Genomic DNA, 15,349 nt, shown 5'->3' with positions numbered 1-15,349 from the left:
GCCGTGCCAGAGGCATGGGGGAGCCGCGCACTCGGCCCAGCTCCCCCACGTCCCGAATCCCGCGGAGCGCCTACGCGTCCTTGAAGGTCTCGCCGTTCTCCGCCTTCCGCACCAGGAGCGCGGGCGGCTGGAAGCGCTCTCCGTAGCGCTCGGCGAGCTCGCGGGCCCGGGCCACGAAGCCGGGCAGGCCGACCCTTCCTTCGGCGCCGCCGTCGTAGCCGTTGATGTACTGGAGGACGCCGCCGGTCCAGGCGGGGAAGCCGATGCCCATGATCGAGCCGATGTTGGCGTCGGCGACCGAGGTGAGGACGCCCTCCTCGAAGAGGCGGACCGTGTCCAGGGACTCCGAGAAGAGCATCCGCTCCTTCATGTCCTCGAACGGGATCTCGTACCCGGGCTTGGTGAAGTGCTCGCGCAGGCCGGGCCACAGCTTGCCCCGCTTGCCGTCCTCGCCGTACTCGTAGAATCCGGCGCCGCCGCTGCGGCCGGTGCGGCCGAACTCGTCGACCATGCGGTCGATGACCGCGTCCGAGGGGTGGCCGGGCCAGACGCCGCCGGCCTCCTCGACGGCCCGCCGGGTCTCGTTGCGGATCTTGCGGGGCAGGGTCAGCGTCAGCTCGTCCATCAGGGACAGGACCTTGGCCGGGTAGCCGGCCTGGCCCGCCGCCTGCTCGATGGACGCGGGCTCGATGCCCTCGCCCACCATCGCGACACCCTCGTTGATGAACTGGCCGATCACGCGGGAGGTGAAGAAGCCCCGCGAGTCGTTCACGACGATCGGTGTCTTCTTGATCTGGCGTACGAGGTCGAAGGCGCGGGCCAGCGCCTCGTCGCCGGTGCGCTCGCCCTTGATGATCTCGACCAGCGGCATCTTGTCGACCGGCGAGAAGAAGTGCAGGCCGATGAAGTCTTCCTGGCGCGCGACCCCTTCGGCGAGACCGGTGATGGGCAGCGTCGAGGTGTTGGAGCACAGCAGCGCGTCGGGGGCGACGATGTCCTGGATCTCCTGGAACACCTTGTGCTTGAGGGAGGTGTCCTCGAAGACCGCCTCAATGACGGCGTCGCAGCCCGCCAGGGCCCCCGGGTCGGCGGTCGGCGTGATCAGCGCGAGCAGCGCGTCCCGCTGGGCCTCGGTGGTGCGGCCCCGTGAGAGCGCTTTCGCGAGGAGCTTCTCGGAGTAGGCCTTGCCCTTCTGGGCGGCCTCGGGCGACACGTCCTTCAGGACGACCTCGATGCCGGCCCGGGCGCAGGAGTAGGCGATGCCCGCGCCCATCATCCCGGCGCCGAGGACCGCGACCTTGCGGACGGGGCGCGGCTCGATGCCCTCGGGGCGGCTGACGCCGGAGTTGACGGCCTGGAGGTCGAAGAAGAACGCCTGGATCATGTTCTTCGCGGTCTGTCCGGTGACCAGTTCGGTGAAGTAGCGGGCCTCGATGGTGAGAGCGCTCTCGAAGTCGACCTGGGATCCCTCGACGGCGGCCGCGAGGATGTTGCGCGGCGCCGGGTAGGGCGCGCCCTGGAGCTGCTTCTTCAGGTTGGCCGGGAACGCCGGAAGGTTGGCGGCGAACCGCGGGTTGGACGGCGTACCGCCGGGGATCTTGTAGCCCCTGACGTCCCAGGGCTGCTGAGACTCGGGGTGTGCGTCGATGAACGCGCGCGCCTGGGCGAGCATCTCCTCGCGCGTGGCGGCGACTTCGTGCACGAGACCGTTCTCGAGTGCGCGCCGCGGGGAGTACTGGGTGCCCTGGAGCAGCACCTTGAGCAGGGCGTCGGTGATGCCCATGAGGCGTACGGTGCGGGTCACGCCGCCGCCCGCCGGGAGCAGGCCGAGGGTGACTTCGGGCAGGCCGATCTTGGAGCCGGGTGCGTCGAGCGCGATGCGGTGGTGGGAGGCGAGGGCGATCTCGTAACCGCCTCCCAGGGCCGCGCCGTTGATGGCGGCGACGACCGGCTTGCCGAGCGTCTCGATGCGGCGCAGCGAGTTCTTGATGGCGGTGCCGGTGTCGAAGGCCTGCTGGGCGCGGTCGGGGCCGACCTGGATCATGTCCTTCAGGTCGCCGCCGGCGAAGAAGGTCTTCTTGGCGGAGGTGTAGATGATGCCCCGGATGGAGTCCTTCTCGGCCTCGGCGCGGTCCGCGATGGCCGCGATGGAGTCCTTGAAGGCCTGGTTCATGGTGTTGGCGGACTGGTTGGGGTCGTCCAGTACGAGGGTGACGACGCCGGTCTCGTCCTGTTCCCAGCGGATGGTCGTGCTCTCGGTCATTGCTGAATTCTCCGTATGAGGGGGTGCCGGGACGGGACGGTCAGACACGCTCGACGACGGTGGCGATGCCCATGCCGCCGCCGACGCAGAGCGTGGCGAGTCCGTAGCGCAGCTCGCGCCGCTCCAGCTCGTCGACGAGGGTGCCCAGGATCATCGCGCCGGTCGCGCCGAGGGGGTGGCCCAGGGCGATGGCGCCGCCGTTGACGTTGACCTTGTCGAGGCTGAGGCCCATGTCCCTGACGAAGCGGAGCACGACCGCGGCGAAGGCCTCGTTGATCTCGACGAGGTCGATGTCGTCGATGGTCAGGCCGGCCTTGGCGAGCGCCTTGCGGGTGGCGGGCGCCGGGCCGGTCAGCATGATGGTGGGCTCGGATCCGGAGACGGCCGCGGAGACGATGCGGGCTCGCGGGGTCATGCCGTAGCGCTCGCCGACCTCCTTGGAGCCGATGGCGACGAGGGCCGAACCGTCCACGATGCCGCTGGAGTTGCCCGCGTGGTGGACGTGGTTGATCTCCTCCACCCAGTGGTACTTCTGCAGCGCCACGGCGTCGAAGCCGCCCATCTCGCCGATGCCCGCGAAGGACGGCTTGAGGCCCGCGAGGGAGTCGGCGGTGGTGCCCGGGCGCATGTGTTCGTCGTGGTCGAGGACGACGAGGCCGTTGCGGTCCTTGACGGGGACGACGGAGCGCGCGAACCGGCCGTCCTTCCAGGCCTCGGCGGCCCGCGCCTGGGACAGCTCCGCGTATGCGTCGACGTCGCGTCGCGAGTAGCCCTCGATGGTGGCGATGAGGTCGGCGCCGATGCCCTGCGGGGCGAAGTTGGTGGAGAAGTTGGTCATCGGGTCGGCGAACCAGGCGCCGCCGTCGGAGGCCATGGGGACGCGCGACATGGACTCGACACCGCCCGCCAGGACCAGGTCCTCCCAGCCGGAACGGACCTTCATCGCCGCCATGTTGACGGCTTCGAGGCCGGAGGCGCAGAAGCGGTTCTCCTGGACGCCGGCGACCGTGTCGGGCAGTCCGGCGGCGATCGCCGCGATCCGGGCGATGTCGGAGCCCTGGTCGCCGACCGGGCCGACGACACCGAGCACGATGTCGTCGATGGCCGCCGGGTCCAGGCCCGGGAAGCGTGCCTGGATCTCGTGGATCAGGCCGACGACCAGGTCGATGGGCTTGGTGGCGTGCAGGGCGCCGTTCGCCTTGCCGCGACCGCGCGGGGTGCGGATCGCGTCGTACACATACGCTTCGGTGCTCAACGTCAGCAGCCTTTCGGATGAGGGTGGTTCGTGAGGCCGGGTGGTGGGGTTGGGGTCGGGTCAGCCGAGCAGGGAACGGCCGATGATCTCCTTCATGATCTCGGTCGTGCCGCCGTAGATCGTCTGGATCCGGCCGTCCGTGAAGGCCCTGGCCACCCGGTACTCGGTCATGTAGCCGTAACCGCCGTGCAGTTGGAGGCAGCGGTCGGCGACGCGTTTTTGCAGTTCGGTGGCCCACCACTTGGCCATCGAGGCGTGCACGGCGTCGAGTTCCCCGTTGGAGTGGTCGACGATGCACCGGTCGAGGAAGGTGCGGGTGACGGCGCACTCGGTGGCCATCTCGGCGATCTCGAAGCGGATGTGCTGGAGCTTGGACAGCGGCCGGCCGAAGGCCTCGCGCTCCTTGACGTAGTTCGTGGTGATCTCCAGGAGGTGTTCGGCGGCGGCGATCCCGGCGACCGCGATGCCCATCCGCTCCTGTGCGAGGTTGGTCATCAGGTGGACGAAGGCCCCGTTGAGTTCGCCGAGGAGATTTTCCTTGGGGACGCGTACGTCGTGGAAGAACAGCTCGGCCGTGTCCTGCGCCTTCTGCCCGATCTTGTCGAGGTTGCGGCCGCGCTCGAAGCCCTCGGCGCCGCGCTCGACGACCAGCAGGGACAGCCCCTTGGCGCCGCCCTCGGGGGTGGTCTTGGCGACCACGACCACCAGGTCGGCGAGGATGCCGTTGGAGATGAACGTCTTGGAACCGTTCAGCAGCCAGTAGTCGCCCCGGTCCTCGGCGGTGGTGCGGATGCCCTGGAGGTCGGAGCCCGCGCCCGGTTCCGTCATCGCGATCGCGGTGATCAGGGAGCCGTCGCAGAAGCCCGGCAGCCAGCGCCGCTTCTGCTCCTCGGTGGCCAGCCCGGTCAGGTAGGGGCCGATGATGTCGTTGTGCAGGCCGAGCGCGAGCCCGGCCGCCCCCGCGCGGGTGAACTCCTCGGCGAGGACGGCGCTGTAGCGGAAGTCGGCGTTGCCCCCGCCCCCGTACTCCTCGGGCACGGCGAGCCCGAGCAGGCCCTGCTTGCCTGCCGCGAGCCACGCCTGCCGCGAGACGATGCCGTCCTTCTCCCACTGCTCGTAGTGCGGCAGGACCTCCTTGGCGAGGAAGGTGCGGACGGTCTCGCGGAACGCCTCGTGCTCGGCGGTGAAGATCTGCCGTTTCAACTCAAGCCTCCTGTACGGGAGTTGGCGCCGGTCCCGCCGAGAGCGACGGAAGGTCCCAGTCGCGGGCGACCTCCGCCGTGTGGGCGCCCGGGAGCGCGGGGGGCCGGTGGACGGAGCCGGGGGTGGCGGAGAAGCGGGGTGCGGGCGCGGGCTGGGTGAGGCCGCCGTGCCCGGTGAAGGTGGCGCGGGCCGCCAGATGCGGGTGGTGCGGCGCCTCCTTCAGGGACAGGACGGGTGCCACACAGGCGTCCGAGTCCTCGAAGACGGCGGTCCACTCCTGCCGGGTCCTGGTGCGGAACCGGTCGGCGATGGTGGTGCGCAGATCGGCCCAGCGGGCCAGGTCCTTGCGGGCGGGCGCCTCGTCGCCGATGCCGAGGAGGCGGATGAACTCGTCGTAGAACCGCTGCTCCAGGGCGCCGACCGCCATGTACTGGCCGTCCGAGGTCTCGTATGTCCCGTAGAAGGGGCAGCCGCCGTCGAGGAGGTTGACGCCGCGCCGGTCCTGCCAGCCGCCGGCCGCCAGCATGCCGTGGATCATCGTGGTGAGGTGGGCGGTGCCGTCGACGATCGCCGCGTCCACGACCTGGCCGGCTCCCCCGCCGCGGGCGTGCTGGAGCGCGGCGAGGACGCCGATGACGAGGTAGAGGGAGCCGCCCGCGTAGTCGCCCACGAGGTTGGCGGGGACGGTGGGGCCCGCGTCGGCGGCGCCGATCATGCCGAGGGTGCCGGTGATGGCGATGTACGCGATGTCGTGACCGGCCCGCTGGGCGAGCGGGCCGTCCTGGCCCCAGCCGGTCATCCGCCCGTACACGAGGCGTGGGTTGCGGGCCAGGCACTCCTCGGGACCGACGCCGAGGCGCTCGGCGACGCCGGGCCGGTAGCCCTCGACGAGGATGTCGGCCCGCTCGACGAGGTCGAGGACCAGGCCCGGGCCTTCAGGCGCCTTGAGGTCGACGATCACGGAGCGCTTGTTGCGGTTGGTGAGGTCGTGGTCCGGATCCACGCCGAGGCCGGCGCCGCCCGGACGGTCCACCCGCACCACGTCGGCGCCGAGGTCGGCGAGGAGCATGGCGGCGAACGGGCCCGGCCCGATGCCCGCCAGCTCGACCACGCGCACCCCGGCCAGCGGGCCGGTTCCTGTCGCTGCCATCAAGCCCCCAGCACTGTGACACAACTGATGTAACATCAATGATGCTAAGAACACGTTCCACTCCGCACAAGCCCTGATGAGCAACCGCTCAGCGCGCACGGTCAACGGACCGGGACCGGTTGCCCCGATACGCCGGGCTTGCCCGCACCATGCGTCTCCGGGGACACCGCCAGGGATCATCCGCCACCCCGGGTCCGGGTGCCCCGGGCGGGGGCCGCACGCTAGCCTCACAACCCGGCACCGGCCGACGGCGTCACCAGGCAGCTCAAGTGCGGAGGCACACGGTGGAACCCTCGAAGCGGAATTACGACATCGTGCTGTTCGGCGCGACGGGTTTCGTCGGCTCGCTGACCGCGCAGTATCTCGCGACCCACGCGCCCGAGGACTGCCGGTGGGCGATCGCCGGGCGCAGCCTCACCAAGCTGGAGCGGCTGCGCGAGCGGCTCGCGGAGCTCAACCCCGCCTGTGCCACGCTGCCCCTGGTCACCGCCGACTCCACCGACGCCGCCTCGCTGCGTGCGCTGGCCGCCTCGACGCGTGTCCTCGCCACGTCCGTCGGCCCCTACGTCTGGTACGGCGAGGGCCTGGTCGAGGCGTGCGCCGAGGCGGGCACCGACTACCTCGACCTGACCGGTGAGCCGGAGTTCGTCGACACGATGTACGTGCGCCACGACGCGCGGGCCCGCGAGAGCGGCGCCCGCCTGGTGCACGCCTGCGGGTTCGACTCGGTGCCGCACGACCTCGGTGTCCTGTTCACGGTGCGCCGGCTCCCGACGGGGGTGCCGCTGCGCATCGACGGCTTCGTCAGGACCAACGCGACGTTCTCCGGCGGGACGCTGGCCTCCGCGCTGACCGCGCTCGGGCGCGGCGCGCAGACCGCGCGGGCCGCCCGGGAGCGCCGGCTGCACGAGCCGCGCCTGGTGGGGCGCCGGGCCCGCGCCCCGCTCGGCGCCCCGCACTTCAGCAAGGAGACGGGCACCTGGGCGCTGCCCATGCCCACCATCGACCCGCAGGTCATCGCCCGCTCGGCGGCGGCCGACGAGCGGTACGGGCCGGACTTCCGCTACCGCCACTTCGCCGCGGTCAAGCACCTTCCGGTGGCCATCGGCGGGGTGGCGGCGTTGGGTGCCGTCGCCGCTGCCACCCAACTCCCGCCCGCGCGCGCCTGGTTGATGAGCCGCTACGAGGCCGGGCAGGGCCCGGACGAGGCGCGGCGCCGGCGCAGCTGGTTCACCGTGCGGTTCGTCGGCGAGGGCGGCGGCCGCCGGGTCTTCACCGAGGTGTCGGGGGGCGACCCCGGTTACGACGAGACGGCCAAGATCCTCGCCGAGGCCGCGCTCAGCCTCGCCTTCGACGAACTTCCCGCCCTTTCCGGGCAGTTGACGCCAGCGACCGCGATGGGCGCGGCTTTGACCGACCGGCTCCAGAAGGCCGGGATGCGCTTCCGCGTCGCCGATACCCGCTGACCCCGCCGCGCGAGAGGCTCGACTACGGCTGCACGAGCGCCTGTTGGGCCTCCTTCAGCGCCCGGCGGCACAGCGAGTCGGCCCGCCGGGTGGACTCGGGGATGCGGTAGCGCCGGGCGAGGTCGAGGGTGTGGGCGCAGGCGCCGTCCAGGCTCACCCGGTGCCCGACCGACACGAAGACGGGCTTGGTGGCGTCCTGGGTGCGCAGGGCGCGCCCGACCTCGGTGCCGTCGTCGGCGACCAGCGTGGAGCTGTCCCCGCGGCGGGGCCCGGGCTGCTCGTAGGTGAAGGTGAACGGGTTCTTGGCGACGCCCATGACGGGCAGCCCGGTCAGGACGCCGAGGTGGCTCGCGAGGCCGAAGCGGCGGGGATGGGCGAGCCCGTAGCCGTCGCAGATCACCATGCCCGGACCGCGGGCGAGCCGTTCCAGGGCGGCCAGCACGGTGGGGATCTCCCGGAAGGCCAGCAGGCCGGGCACATAGGGGAACGCCACCCGGCCGACGGCGGTGGCCTCCTCGACGACCTCCAGAGTCGCCGCGTCGAGCACGACGGCGGCGGCGACCACGAGGTCCCGTTCGTCGTCGTACGCCACGTCGACACCGGTGACGAGCCCGCTGCCCGGCGGCGGCCCCGGCTCGTCGAGCACGACCCGCCCGCGCAGCTCGTCCTGTACGGCCAGGGCGGCCGCCTCGCTGTCCGGCCAGGCGGCCGGAATCCCCGTGATCTCCATGGCGCCCACCCTAGGCCGCCCCGCGGCCGGCCGGAACGGGGGTCCGCCTGCGGACTCCGGGGCCGATGGCGCGCTCCCGGCACGTTGCCGCGGGCCCGCGCCCCCCTCTAGCATGTAAGGCATGAGTGACGCTATCGACTCTTACGAGCTGCGCGAGGGCGTGCCCTCTCCCGAGACCTTCCGGCACCTGCGCACCAGCGCGGGCATGTCCGACCGCTCGGCCGAGGCGGTCGCCCTCGCGCTGCCCCACACCTGGTACGGCGTGGTCGTCCACCAGGGGCGGGAACCGGTCGGGATGGGCCGGATCATCGGCGACGGCGGCACCGCGTTCCAGATCACCGACATCTGCGTCCTCCCCGCCCACCAGGGCCGCGGCCTCGGCAAGCGGATCATGGCGGCGCTCACCGCGGAGCTGGAGCGCAGGGCCCCGGCCACCGCCTACGTGTCGCTGATCGCCGACGGTGAAGCACACCGGCTCTACCGGCAGTTCGGGTTCACCGAGACCGCGCCCGCCTCGGTGGGCATGGCCCGCACCATCTGAGGCCCCGCTGCCGCCGCGGTCCGGGCGAGTAGCGTGGGGATCATGTTCATACTTGAGTTGACCTACATCGTTCCGCTCGACCGCGTCGACGAACTGATTCCCGACCACGTCGCCTGGCTCGACGCCCAGTACGCGGCGGGCGTCTTCATCGCCTCCGGGCGCAAGCAGCCGCGCGACGGTGGGGTCATCCTGGCCGCCGGGGACGATCGCGCGGCCATCGAACGGCTCGTCGCGACCGACCCCTTCCTCGTCAACGACCTCTGCACGTACCGGATCACCGAGTTCCTCGCCACCAAGGTGGCGCCCGAACTCGCCGCGTACCAGCAGGCGTTGCCGGACTAGTCGGCCAGGCGCGCCACCCGGCCCCGCTCCCCCGCCGCCCAGCAGCCGCCGTCGGGCGTGCAGTCGACCGTGTCGTACGAGCCGGTGTCCACGGTGTGCCAGGTGCGGCCGCCGTCGCGGGTCAGGTCGGTTCCGGTCGGTCCAACGGCCAGGGCTGCCGAGTGCGTGTGCGTCAGCCAGGCCACGCCCGAACGGTAGGCGGCAACCGGCGTGGCCGCCTGGTGCCAGGTGCGGCCGCCGTCGCGGGTGACCGCCGCGGCCCGCGGCGAGGCCTGGCCCGCCCGGTAGTCGCCGCCGACCGCGAGTCCGTGCGTCCGGTCGCGGAAGGCGAGGGCGAACACCCCGCGGGCCGGGTCGCCGGCCGGGATGGTCGACCCGGCGGCCGTCCAGGTGAGCCCGCGGTCCGAGGAGTGCAGCACGCGGGCCGTGGCGCCGCCTCCGGTGGCGAGCCAGGCGTCGCGGGGTCCTGAGCTCACCAGGCACTGGCCGCTCGCGGCGAAGCCCCCCTCGCCGGGCTGGGCGGCGGGCATCCCCGCGTTCGGCAGCACCGTCCAGGAGCGGCCGCCGTCGGCGGTGGACAGGATGCGGTACTTGCCGTCGACCGGGTCGCTCACCGCGAGGCCGTGCCGCGGGTCGAAGAAGGTCAGGCAGTCGTAGAACGCCTTCGGGTCGGTGTTGCGGAACGACTCGCTCCAGGTGGCCCCGCCGTCCTCGGTGCGGTAGACGCGGGAGGCCTCGCCCTCGCCGATGGCCAGCACGACCGCGCGCCGCCCGTCGAAGGCTTCCACGTCCCGGAACTCCAGACCGGCCGCGCCGGCCGGCGACACGTTCTTCCAGCTGCGACCGCCGTCGGAGGTCCGCAGGACCGTCCCCTTCGTGCCCGCCACCCACGCGGTGGACCGGCTGACCGCGGCGAGCCCGCGAAAGCGCGCGTCGGTACCGGTGTTCTTCAGCTCCCACGTCATGTGCCCGTGCCCGCTCGCCTGGGCCGGGACGGCCAGTGCGGCCGCCAGGGCCAGCGCGCCCAGACCCACCGACAGCATGCGTCTCGTCTTCCCCATGGACCTCATGGGCTCGGAAGCTAGCCCCCGCCCGCCCCACGCGTCCAGAGTGCCTACGTCGCCCGCCCCGGGAGGCCGGTCGGCGAGACGTACGCGCGGCGCGACGGCCTACGCCCGATGCCGCTCGCCGGACCCGTCGAAGGGGCCGAAAAAGATGAGGCACTCCGAGGCGGTGGTGACCGGTGTGGCCGGGGTGACAACGGGAATCCGTCCTATTGCGAGCATTCCGGGTCGAGCACGGGGCCCAGGCGGTCGGCAGTGACACAGGTCACGTGAACCTCGGGTGCACGGAACACTGAATTTCGACGTCTCTCCGGGCGGCAGGAGAGAACCCCCGAGGCTGAGGGAGCAGGGCTTTGTCCACCGTCATCGAGCAGCCCGTCCAGGTGCGCCTGATCGCGTCCGCACCCCGCATGGAGACCGTGCCCGCGACCCTGCGCTACGACTCCCGTGACCCCTTCGCCGTGCACATGGCGTTCCCCGCTCCGGCCACTCTCGAAGGCACCGAGGTCTCCTGGGAGTTCGCCCGCGAGCTGCTCGAAGTGGGCATCGAGGCGCCCTCCGGGGTCGGCGACGTCCGGGTGCGGCCCTACGGCTACGACCGCACGGTCCTCGAATTCCACGCCCGCGAAGGCGTCGCCATGGTCCACATCCGCACCTCCGAGGTGCGCCGCTTCCTCAAGCGCGCCCAGCTCCTGGTGCCCGCGGGCCGCGAGCACCAGTACCTCGACCTGGACGGAGACCTCGCGGCGCTGCTGCGCGACGCCTGCTGAACCCTCCCCCGCGAGGAGGCGACGCCTCCCCCGCACCGCCTCCGCTCCTGCCCGGTCGCGGCGGTGCGCCGCCCTCACGCGCCGCCGGTGCCGCGTGCGCCCCTTAAATCGTTTGCGGGGCCGCGCGGCGGCGGCGTAGCTTCGTACCTGGCCCTGTTGTCGTCGAACGGAGTAGGACGTTGCTCGTCTGAGGCCCCTGAGACACCGTCTCGCGCACTCCCTTCCGTGTCGCGCGTCCCGGTGTGACCTCTGCCTCCGAGCCATGTCCTCCACGACCAGGGCCTTTTTCCTGCCCTGAGCGGTGTCTCAGAACCCCCGTTGCCCTCGTTCCTTCCCCGCAACCGGGAGACCCGTATGTCCATGTCACCCCCTCAGATCAGCTCGGCCGCGCTGTCCTTCGCGTGGCCCGACGGCACCGTCGTCTTCGAGGACCTCCAGCTCGCCGTCGGCCCCGGCCGCACCGGCCTCGTCGGCCTCAACGGGTCGGGGAAGTCAACCCTGTTGAAGCTGATGGCCGGTGCCCTCACGCCCACCGACGGGCACGTCATGGTCGCGGGCGAGATCGGATACCTGCCGCAGAACCTGGTCCTGGACACCTCTCTCCGGGTGGACCAGGCCCTCGGTATCGACGCGGTCCGCGCCGCCCTGCACGCCATCGAGAGCGGCGACGCCGACGAGCGGCACTTCGAGACGGTCGGCGACGACTGGGACGTCGAGGAGCGGGCCCGCGCCGCCCTCGACCAGCTCGGCCTGGACGGCATCGGCCTGGACCGCACGATCGGCGAGGTCTCCGGCGGCGAGTCGGTGCTCCTGCGCCTGGCCGCCCTGCTGCTGAGGCGCCCGGACGTCCTGCTGCTCGACGAGCCCACCAACAACCTGGACCTGCCCGCACGGCAGCGCCTCTACGCGGCGGTCGACGCCTGGAGCGGAGTGCTCCTGGTGGTCAGCCACGACCGGGAGCTCCTCGACCGGGTGGACCGCATCGCCGACCTGCGCGAGGGCGAACTCGCCTGGTACGGCGGCAACTTCACGGTGTACGAGGAGACGCTGCGGGCCGAGCAGGAGGCGGCCGAGCGGATGGTGCGGGTCGCCGAGGCCGACGTACAGCGCCAGAAGCGCGAACTGTCCGACGCCCACGTCAAGTTGGCGCGGCGCCAGCGGTACGGGCAGAAGAGCTACGACAACAAGGTGGTGCCGAAGATCGTCGCCAACAACCGCAGGCGCGAGGCACAGGTGTCGGCGGGCAAGCACCGCATCCTGCAGACCGAGCGCCTCGACCAGGCCCGCGAGCGCCTAGACCAGGCGGTGGAGGCGGTGCGCGACGACGAGGAGATCCGCATCGAGCTGCCCCGCACCAAGGTGCACCCGGGACGCGCCGTGCTCACCCTGCGGGAGCTCCAACTCCCTTACGGGGCAGGGGCGCGGTGCGAGCTCGATGTGCACGGGCCCGAGCGGATCGCGCTCGTCGGGCGCAACGGCTCGGGCAAGACGACCCTGCTCAGGACGCTCGCCGGGCAGCTGGAGCCGGTGGCGGGCGAGGCGGTGGCCCACGTGCCCCTGCGGTTCTTGCCGCAGCGCCTGGACGTGCTCGACGACGAGCTGAGCGTGGTGGAGAACGTGACCCGCTACGCACCGGGGGCCACGGACAACGCCATCCGGGCGCGGCTGGCGCGCTTCCTGTTCAAGGGAGCCCGGGCGGGCCGGCCCGCGGGGACGCTCTCGGGCGGCGAGCGGTTCCGTGCCGCGCTGGCCGCACTGCTGCTCGCGGAGCCCGCGCCGCAGCTCCTGATGCTGGACGAGCCGACGAACAACCTCGACATGGCGAGCGTGCGCGCCCTCAGGGCCGCGCTGGACGCCTACGAGGGCGCCCTGATCGTGGCGAGCCACGACGTGCCGTTCCTGGAGTCGATCGGGGTCACGCGCTGGCTGCTTCTGGACGGCGGGCTCACGGGCACCACGGCGGAGGAGGTCAGGAGCGGTCTGCCCGTGCGGTGACCCTCGCCCAGGGGCCCGGCCCGGTCGGATCCGACCGGGCCGGGCCCCGTGCCGTGCGGGCCCGCGCGAGGTGACTCGCCTCTCGTCGGACCTCTGGGACCTGCACATATAGCAGAACGTAACCGGACGAAGGGGAAGCAGGACTTGGCTTGGACTTACGGCCGCCTTAACCTACGGTCTCGTAACCTACGTTTGCGTAGGTAAGCCTGCCGTCCCCCCGTTCCCGTCCCCCTGGAGCACCCCCGTGACGATCACTTCTCCCCACCTCGGCAGCACGGACGCGTGGACCGACGCCCGGCTGCTGTTCGCGCTGGAAGAGGTAGTCGAAAAGGAGCTCAACCGGCACCTCAAGGTCGCCAAGGACTGGATGCCGCACGACTACGTGCCGTGGTCGGACGCGCGCAACTTCCCCGGCTTCTTCGAGGACGGCGAGGCCTGGGACCCGCAGCAGTCCAAGGTCACCGACCTCGGGAAGATCGCCCTGGTGGTCAATCTGCTCACCGAGGACAACCTGCCCAGCTACCACCACGAGATCGCCTCGCTGTTCGGCCGTGACGGCGCCTGGGGCACCTGGGTGCACCGCTGGACCGCCGAGGAGGGCCGGCACGGCATCGTGATGCGCGACTACCTGCTCGCGTCCCGCGCGGTGGACCCGGACAAGCTGGAGCAGTTCCGGATGGCGCACATGAGCGAGGGCTTCGAGTCGGACAACCGGCACTCGATGCTGCACTCGGTCGCCTACGTCGCCTTCCAGGAACTGGCGACGCGCGTCTCGCACCGCAACACGGGCCACCAGTCGGGCGACCCGGTCTGCGACCGGATGCTGGCACGGATCGCGACCGACGAGAACCTCCACATGGTCTTCTACCGCAACCTCCTGGGCGCGGCCTTCGAGGTCGCCCCCGACCTCACGATGCAGTCGGTGCGCGACGTGGTCGTGAACTTCCGGATGCCCGGTCACGGCATGCCGGGCTTCGAGCGGGCGGCCGCCCAGATGGCGATCGGCGAGATCTACAACATGCGGATCCACCACGACGACGTGCTCCAGCCGGTGCTGCGCTACCTCAAGGTCCTGGAGATCGACGGGCTCGGCCCCGAGGGCCTCAAGGCGCAGGAGGAGCTCGGCCTGTACATGGGCGGCCTCGACAGCGAGGCCGCCAAGTTCGACGAGAAGCTCGCCGCGCGCAAGGCGCGGATGGCCGCCCGCGCCTGAGCGCGCCCCCGCCGCCGCACGTCATGCCCGCCCTTCCCGGCGGGCATGGACCGCGCGGCCGACGGGCGCCAGGGGACCTCGGGCAGCACTGACCGCGCGGGGCCCAGGTCGGCCCGCGCGCGGTCAGTGCTGCCGGGTGCGCTGCAGGGTCAGCCGCTCCTTCTCGGAGAGCCCGCCCCACACACCGAAGCGCTCGTCGTTGGCCAGGGCGTACTCGAGGCAGGCCGTGCGCTGTTCGCAGGCTCCGCAGAGCTGCTTGGCCTCACGCGTCGAGCTGCCCGGTGCGGGGAAGAAGAACTCGGGCCCCGCCTGGGCGCACAACGCGGTCTCCTGCCACGCGAGTTCCGGGCCGATGGTGATGGTGTCGTTCAGCATGGTTCCCACGCTGCCGGGCGCTGATCAACGTCCGGTCAACGAATGTTGAACGCCGCCATTGATCGCCGCCCGCGGCCGCGCGTTCCAGCGGGCCGGGGCCTGTCTAGGACGTCGGCGCCGCGCTCGTGATGACGGCGATCCGCGCGCCGTGCGGGTCGGCGATCTTGGCCAGGCGGCCCACACCCTCGACGTCCATGGGGGCCATCCGGACCGTACCGCCCAGCGCCTGGGTCTTCGCGGCGGTCGCGTCGGCGTCGGGAACCTCGATGTACGGCATCCAGTACGCGCCCGCCTCGGCCTCCAGCGGGTCCATGTCCAGCGGCACGACGCCGCCGAACATCGCGTCCGGGCCCGCGGTCGCGGGGTTGACCGTCGTGTACGTGCCGCCGGGGAAGGCCACCTCGGAGGTCTCCCAGCCGAACACCGCGTGGTAGAACGCGGTGGCCGCCCCGACGTCCGGGGTGGACAGCTCGACCCAGGCCAGCGTGTACGGCTCGTTGGCGGCTTCCATGCCGCCCATCCGGTGCGGCTGCCAGGCGGCGAAGCCGACGCCCGCCGGGTCCCGGAAGTAGGCGCTGCGGCCCAGCTCCATCACGTCCATCGGCTGGGAGACGACGGTGCCGCCGTCCCGCTCGACGGCCTTGGCCGTCTCGTCGGCGTCCGGCGTCTGGAAGTAGACGTTCCAGGCGGGGTCGCCCTGCTCGGCCGTGACGGTCATGCCGCCCGCGATGGTCTTTCCGGCTGCCTGGAACGTGCCGTACCCGCCGACCTCCGGGCCGCCCGGCTGGAAGGTCCAGCCGAAGACTCCCGCGTAGAAGGCCGCCGCGGCGTCGAGATCCGGTGTACCGAGGTCGAACCAGCTGGGAGAGCCGGTGACGTAACGGGTGGTGAGCATGGTGAGCTCCTTCGTGGGTCCCGTTGTCCTGCCATCTTGAGTCTCGCACCGGCCACTGACAATTCGGGACGCGCCGATGCCGGGCGC

General features: G+C 71.8%; 14 protein-coding genes. 6 read left to right on the top strand and 8 right to left on the bottom strand.

The features are described 5' to 3' along the window. Positions 1–70: 70 nt before the first annotated feature. From DT019_RS10710 to DT019_RS10695, 4 genes are read right to left on the bottom strand one after another with little or no spacing between them, the layout of a single operon-like run. Entirely contained in the window at positions 71–2,263 is a 2,193-nt protein-coding gene (locus tag DT019_RS10710; RefSeq protein ID WP_114036472.1) for a 3-hydroxyacyl-CoA dehydrogenase NAD-binding domain-containing protein, read from the bottom strand. A gap of 40 nt (positions 2,264–2,303) precedes the next feature. Further along, a complete protein-coding gene (locus tag DT019_RS10705; RefSeq protein WP_114036471.1) occupies positions 2,304–3,518 on the bottom strand; it encodes an acetyl-CoA C-acetyltransferase in 1,215 nt (404 codons plus the stop codon). Positions 3,519–3,578: 60 nt separating this feature from the next. Then, on the bottom strand, positions 3,579–4,721 hold the full coding sequence (locus DT019_RS10700) for an acyl-CoA dehydrogenase family protein (protein ID WP_114036470.1): 1,143 nt from the start codon (positions 4,719–4,721) through the stop codon (positions 3,579–3,581). A gap of 1 nt (position 4,722) precedes the next feature. Further along, positions 4,723–5,871, bottom strand: a complete 1,149-nt coding sequence (locus DT019_RS10695) for a CaiB/BaiF CoA transferase family protein (protein ID WP_223279395.1) — start codon at positions 5,869–5,871, stop codon at positions 4,723–4,725. A gap of 284 nt (positions 5,872–6,155) precedes the next feature. Between DT019_RS10695 and DT019_RS10690 the strand changes: the two genes are divergently transcribed. Beyond that, positions 6,156–7,337, top strand: coding sequence for a saccharopine dehydrogenase family protein (locus DT019_RS10690; protein ID WP_223279394.1), 1,182 nt, complete (start codon positions 6,156–6,158; stop codon positions 7,335–7,337). A 22-nt stretch (positions 7,338–7,359) separates the two neighbouring features. Here DT019_RS10690 and DT019_RS10685 read toward each other — a convergent pair whose 3' ends face one another. Beyond that, on the bottom strand, positions 7,360–8,067 hold the full coding sequence (locus DT019_RS10685; protein WP_114036467.1) for an endonuclease V: 708 nt from the start codon (positions 8,065–8,067) through the stop codon (positions 7,360–7,362). Between the two features lie 121 nt (positions 8,068–8,188). On the opposite strand from DT019_RS10685, the gene DT019_RS10680 reads away from it, so the two are divergent. Then, on the top strand, positions 8,189–8,608 hold the full coding sequence (locus DT019_RS10680; protein ID WP_114036466.1) for a GNAT family N-acetyltransferase: 420 nt from the start codon (positions 8,189–8,191) through the stop codon (positions 8,606–8,608). A 42-nt stretch (positions 8,609–8,650) separates the two neighbouring features. Then, positions 8,651–8,950, top strand: coding sequence for a YciI family protein (locus tag DT019_RS10675; RefSeq protein WP_114036465.1), 300 nt, complete (start codon positions 8,651–8,653; stop codon positions 8,948–8,950). Here the strand turns inward: DT019_RS10675 and DT019_RS10670 are convergent. Then, on the bottom strand, positions 8,947–10,020 hold the full coding sequence (locus DT019_RS10670; protein WP_114036464.1) for a WD40/YVTN/BNR-like repeat-containing protein: 1,074 nt from the start codon (positions 10,018–10,020) through the stop codon (positions 8,947–8,949). The genes DT019_RS10675 and DT019_RS10670 overlap by 4 nt on opposite strands. A 347-nt stretch (positions 10,021–10,367) precedes the next feature. On the opposite strand from DT019_RS10670, the gene DT019_RS10665 reads away from it, so the two are divergent. The 3 genes from DT019_RS10665 (at position 10,368) to DT019_RS10655 (ending at position 13,992) form a co-directional block, all read left to right on the top strand. Further along, a complete protein-coding gene (locus DT019_RS10665) occupies positions 10,368–10,784 on the top strand; it encodes an SsgA family sporulation/cell division regulator (protein WP_114036463.1) in 417 nt (138 codons plus the stop codon). Between the two features lie 354 nt (positions 10,785–11,138). Continuing rightward, the gene (locus DT019_RS10660; protein WP_114036462.1) at positions 11,139–12,779 is read left to right on the top strand and encodes an ABC-F family ATP-binding cassette domain-containing protein; all 1,641 of its coding nucleotides are present in this window, start codon (positions 11,139–11,141) and stop codon (positions 12,777–12,779) included. Positions 12,780–13,023: 244 nt separating this feature from the next. Next, positions 13,024–13,992: an acyl-ACP desaturase gene (locus tag DT019_RS10655; protein ID WP_114036461.1), complete on the top strand. Its 969-nt coding sequence runs from the start codon at positions 13,024–13,026 to the stop codon at positions 13,990–13,992. Between the two features lie 123 nt (positions 13,993–14,115). Here the strand turns inward: DT019_RS10655 and DT019_RS10650 are convergent, their stop codons facing one another. After that, positions 14,116–14,367: a WhiB family transcriptional regulator gene (locus DT019_RS10650; RefSeq protein ID WP_114036460.1), complete on the bottom strand. Its 252-nt coding sequence runs from the start codon at positions 14,365–14,367 to the stop codon at positions 14,116–14,118. Between the two features lie 103 nt (positions 14,368–14,470). After that, positions 14,471–15,262, bottom strand: coding sequence for a VOC family protein (locus tag DT019_RS10645; protein WP_114036459.1), 792 nt, complete (start codon positions 15,260–15,262; stop codon positions 14,471–14,473). Positions 15,263–15,349: the final 87 nt, after the last annotated feature.

Origin of the sequence: Streptomyces sp. SDr-06, assembly GCF_003324565.1 — a bacterium.
In the GTDB taxonomy this organism is placed as follows: Bacteria; Actinomycetota; Actinomycetes; order Streptomycetales; family Streptomycetaceae; genus Streptomyces.
Note: the sequence above shows the minus strand (reverse complement) of the source record. Positions and strands in the feature narration are given on the sequence as shown.

Excerpts from the sequence above, each read along its gene's own strand:
- DT019_RS10710 (WP_114036472.1), bottom strand. The coding sequence starts at position 2,263 with ATGACCGAGAGCACGACCATCCGCTGGGAACAGGACGAGACCGGCGTC.
- DT019_RS10695 (WP_223279395.1), bottom strand. The coding sequence starts at position 5,871 with ATGGCAGCGACAGGAACCGGCCCGCTGGCCGGGGTGCGCGTGGTCGAG.
- DT019_RS10685 (WP_114036467.1), bottom strand. The coding sequence starts at position 8,067 with ATGGAGATCACGGGGATTCCGGCCGCCTGGCCGGACAGCGAGGCGGCC.
- DT019_RS10680 (WP_114036466.1), top strand. The coding sequence starts at position 8,189 with ATGAGTGACGCTATCGACTCTTACGAGCTGCGCGAGGGCGTGCCCTCT.
- DT019_RS10675 (WP_114036465.1), top strand. The coding sequence starts at position 8,651 with ATGTTCATACTTGAGTTGACCTACATCGTTCCGCTCGACCGCGTCGAC.
- DT019_RS10670 (WP_114036464.1), bottom strand. The coding sequence starts at position 10,020 with ATGAGGTCCATGGGGAAGACGAGACGCATGCTGTCGGTGGGTCTGGGC.
- DT019_RS10660 (WP_114036462.1), top strand. The coding sequence starts at position 11,139 with ATGTCCATGTCACCCCCTCAGATCAGCTCGGCCGCGCTGTCCTTCGCG.
- DT019_RS10650 (WP_114036460.1), bottom strand. The coding sequence starts at position 14,367 with ATGCTGAACGACACCATCACCATCGGCCCGGAACTCGCGTGGCAGGAG.
- DT019_RS10645 (WP_114036459.1), bottom strand. The coding sequence starts at position 15,262 with ATGCTCACCACCCGTTACGTCACCGGCTCTCCCAGCTGGTTCGACCTC.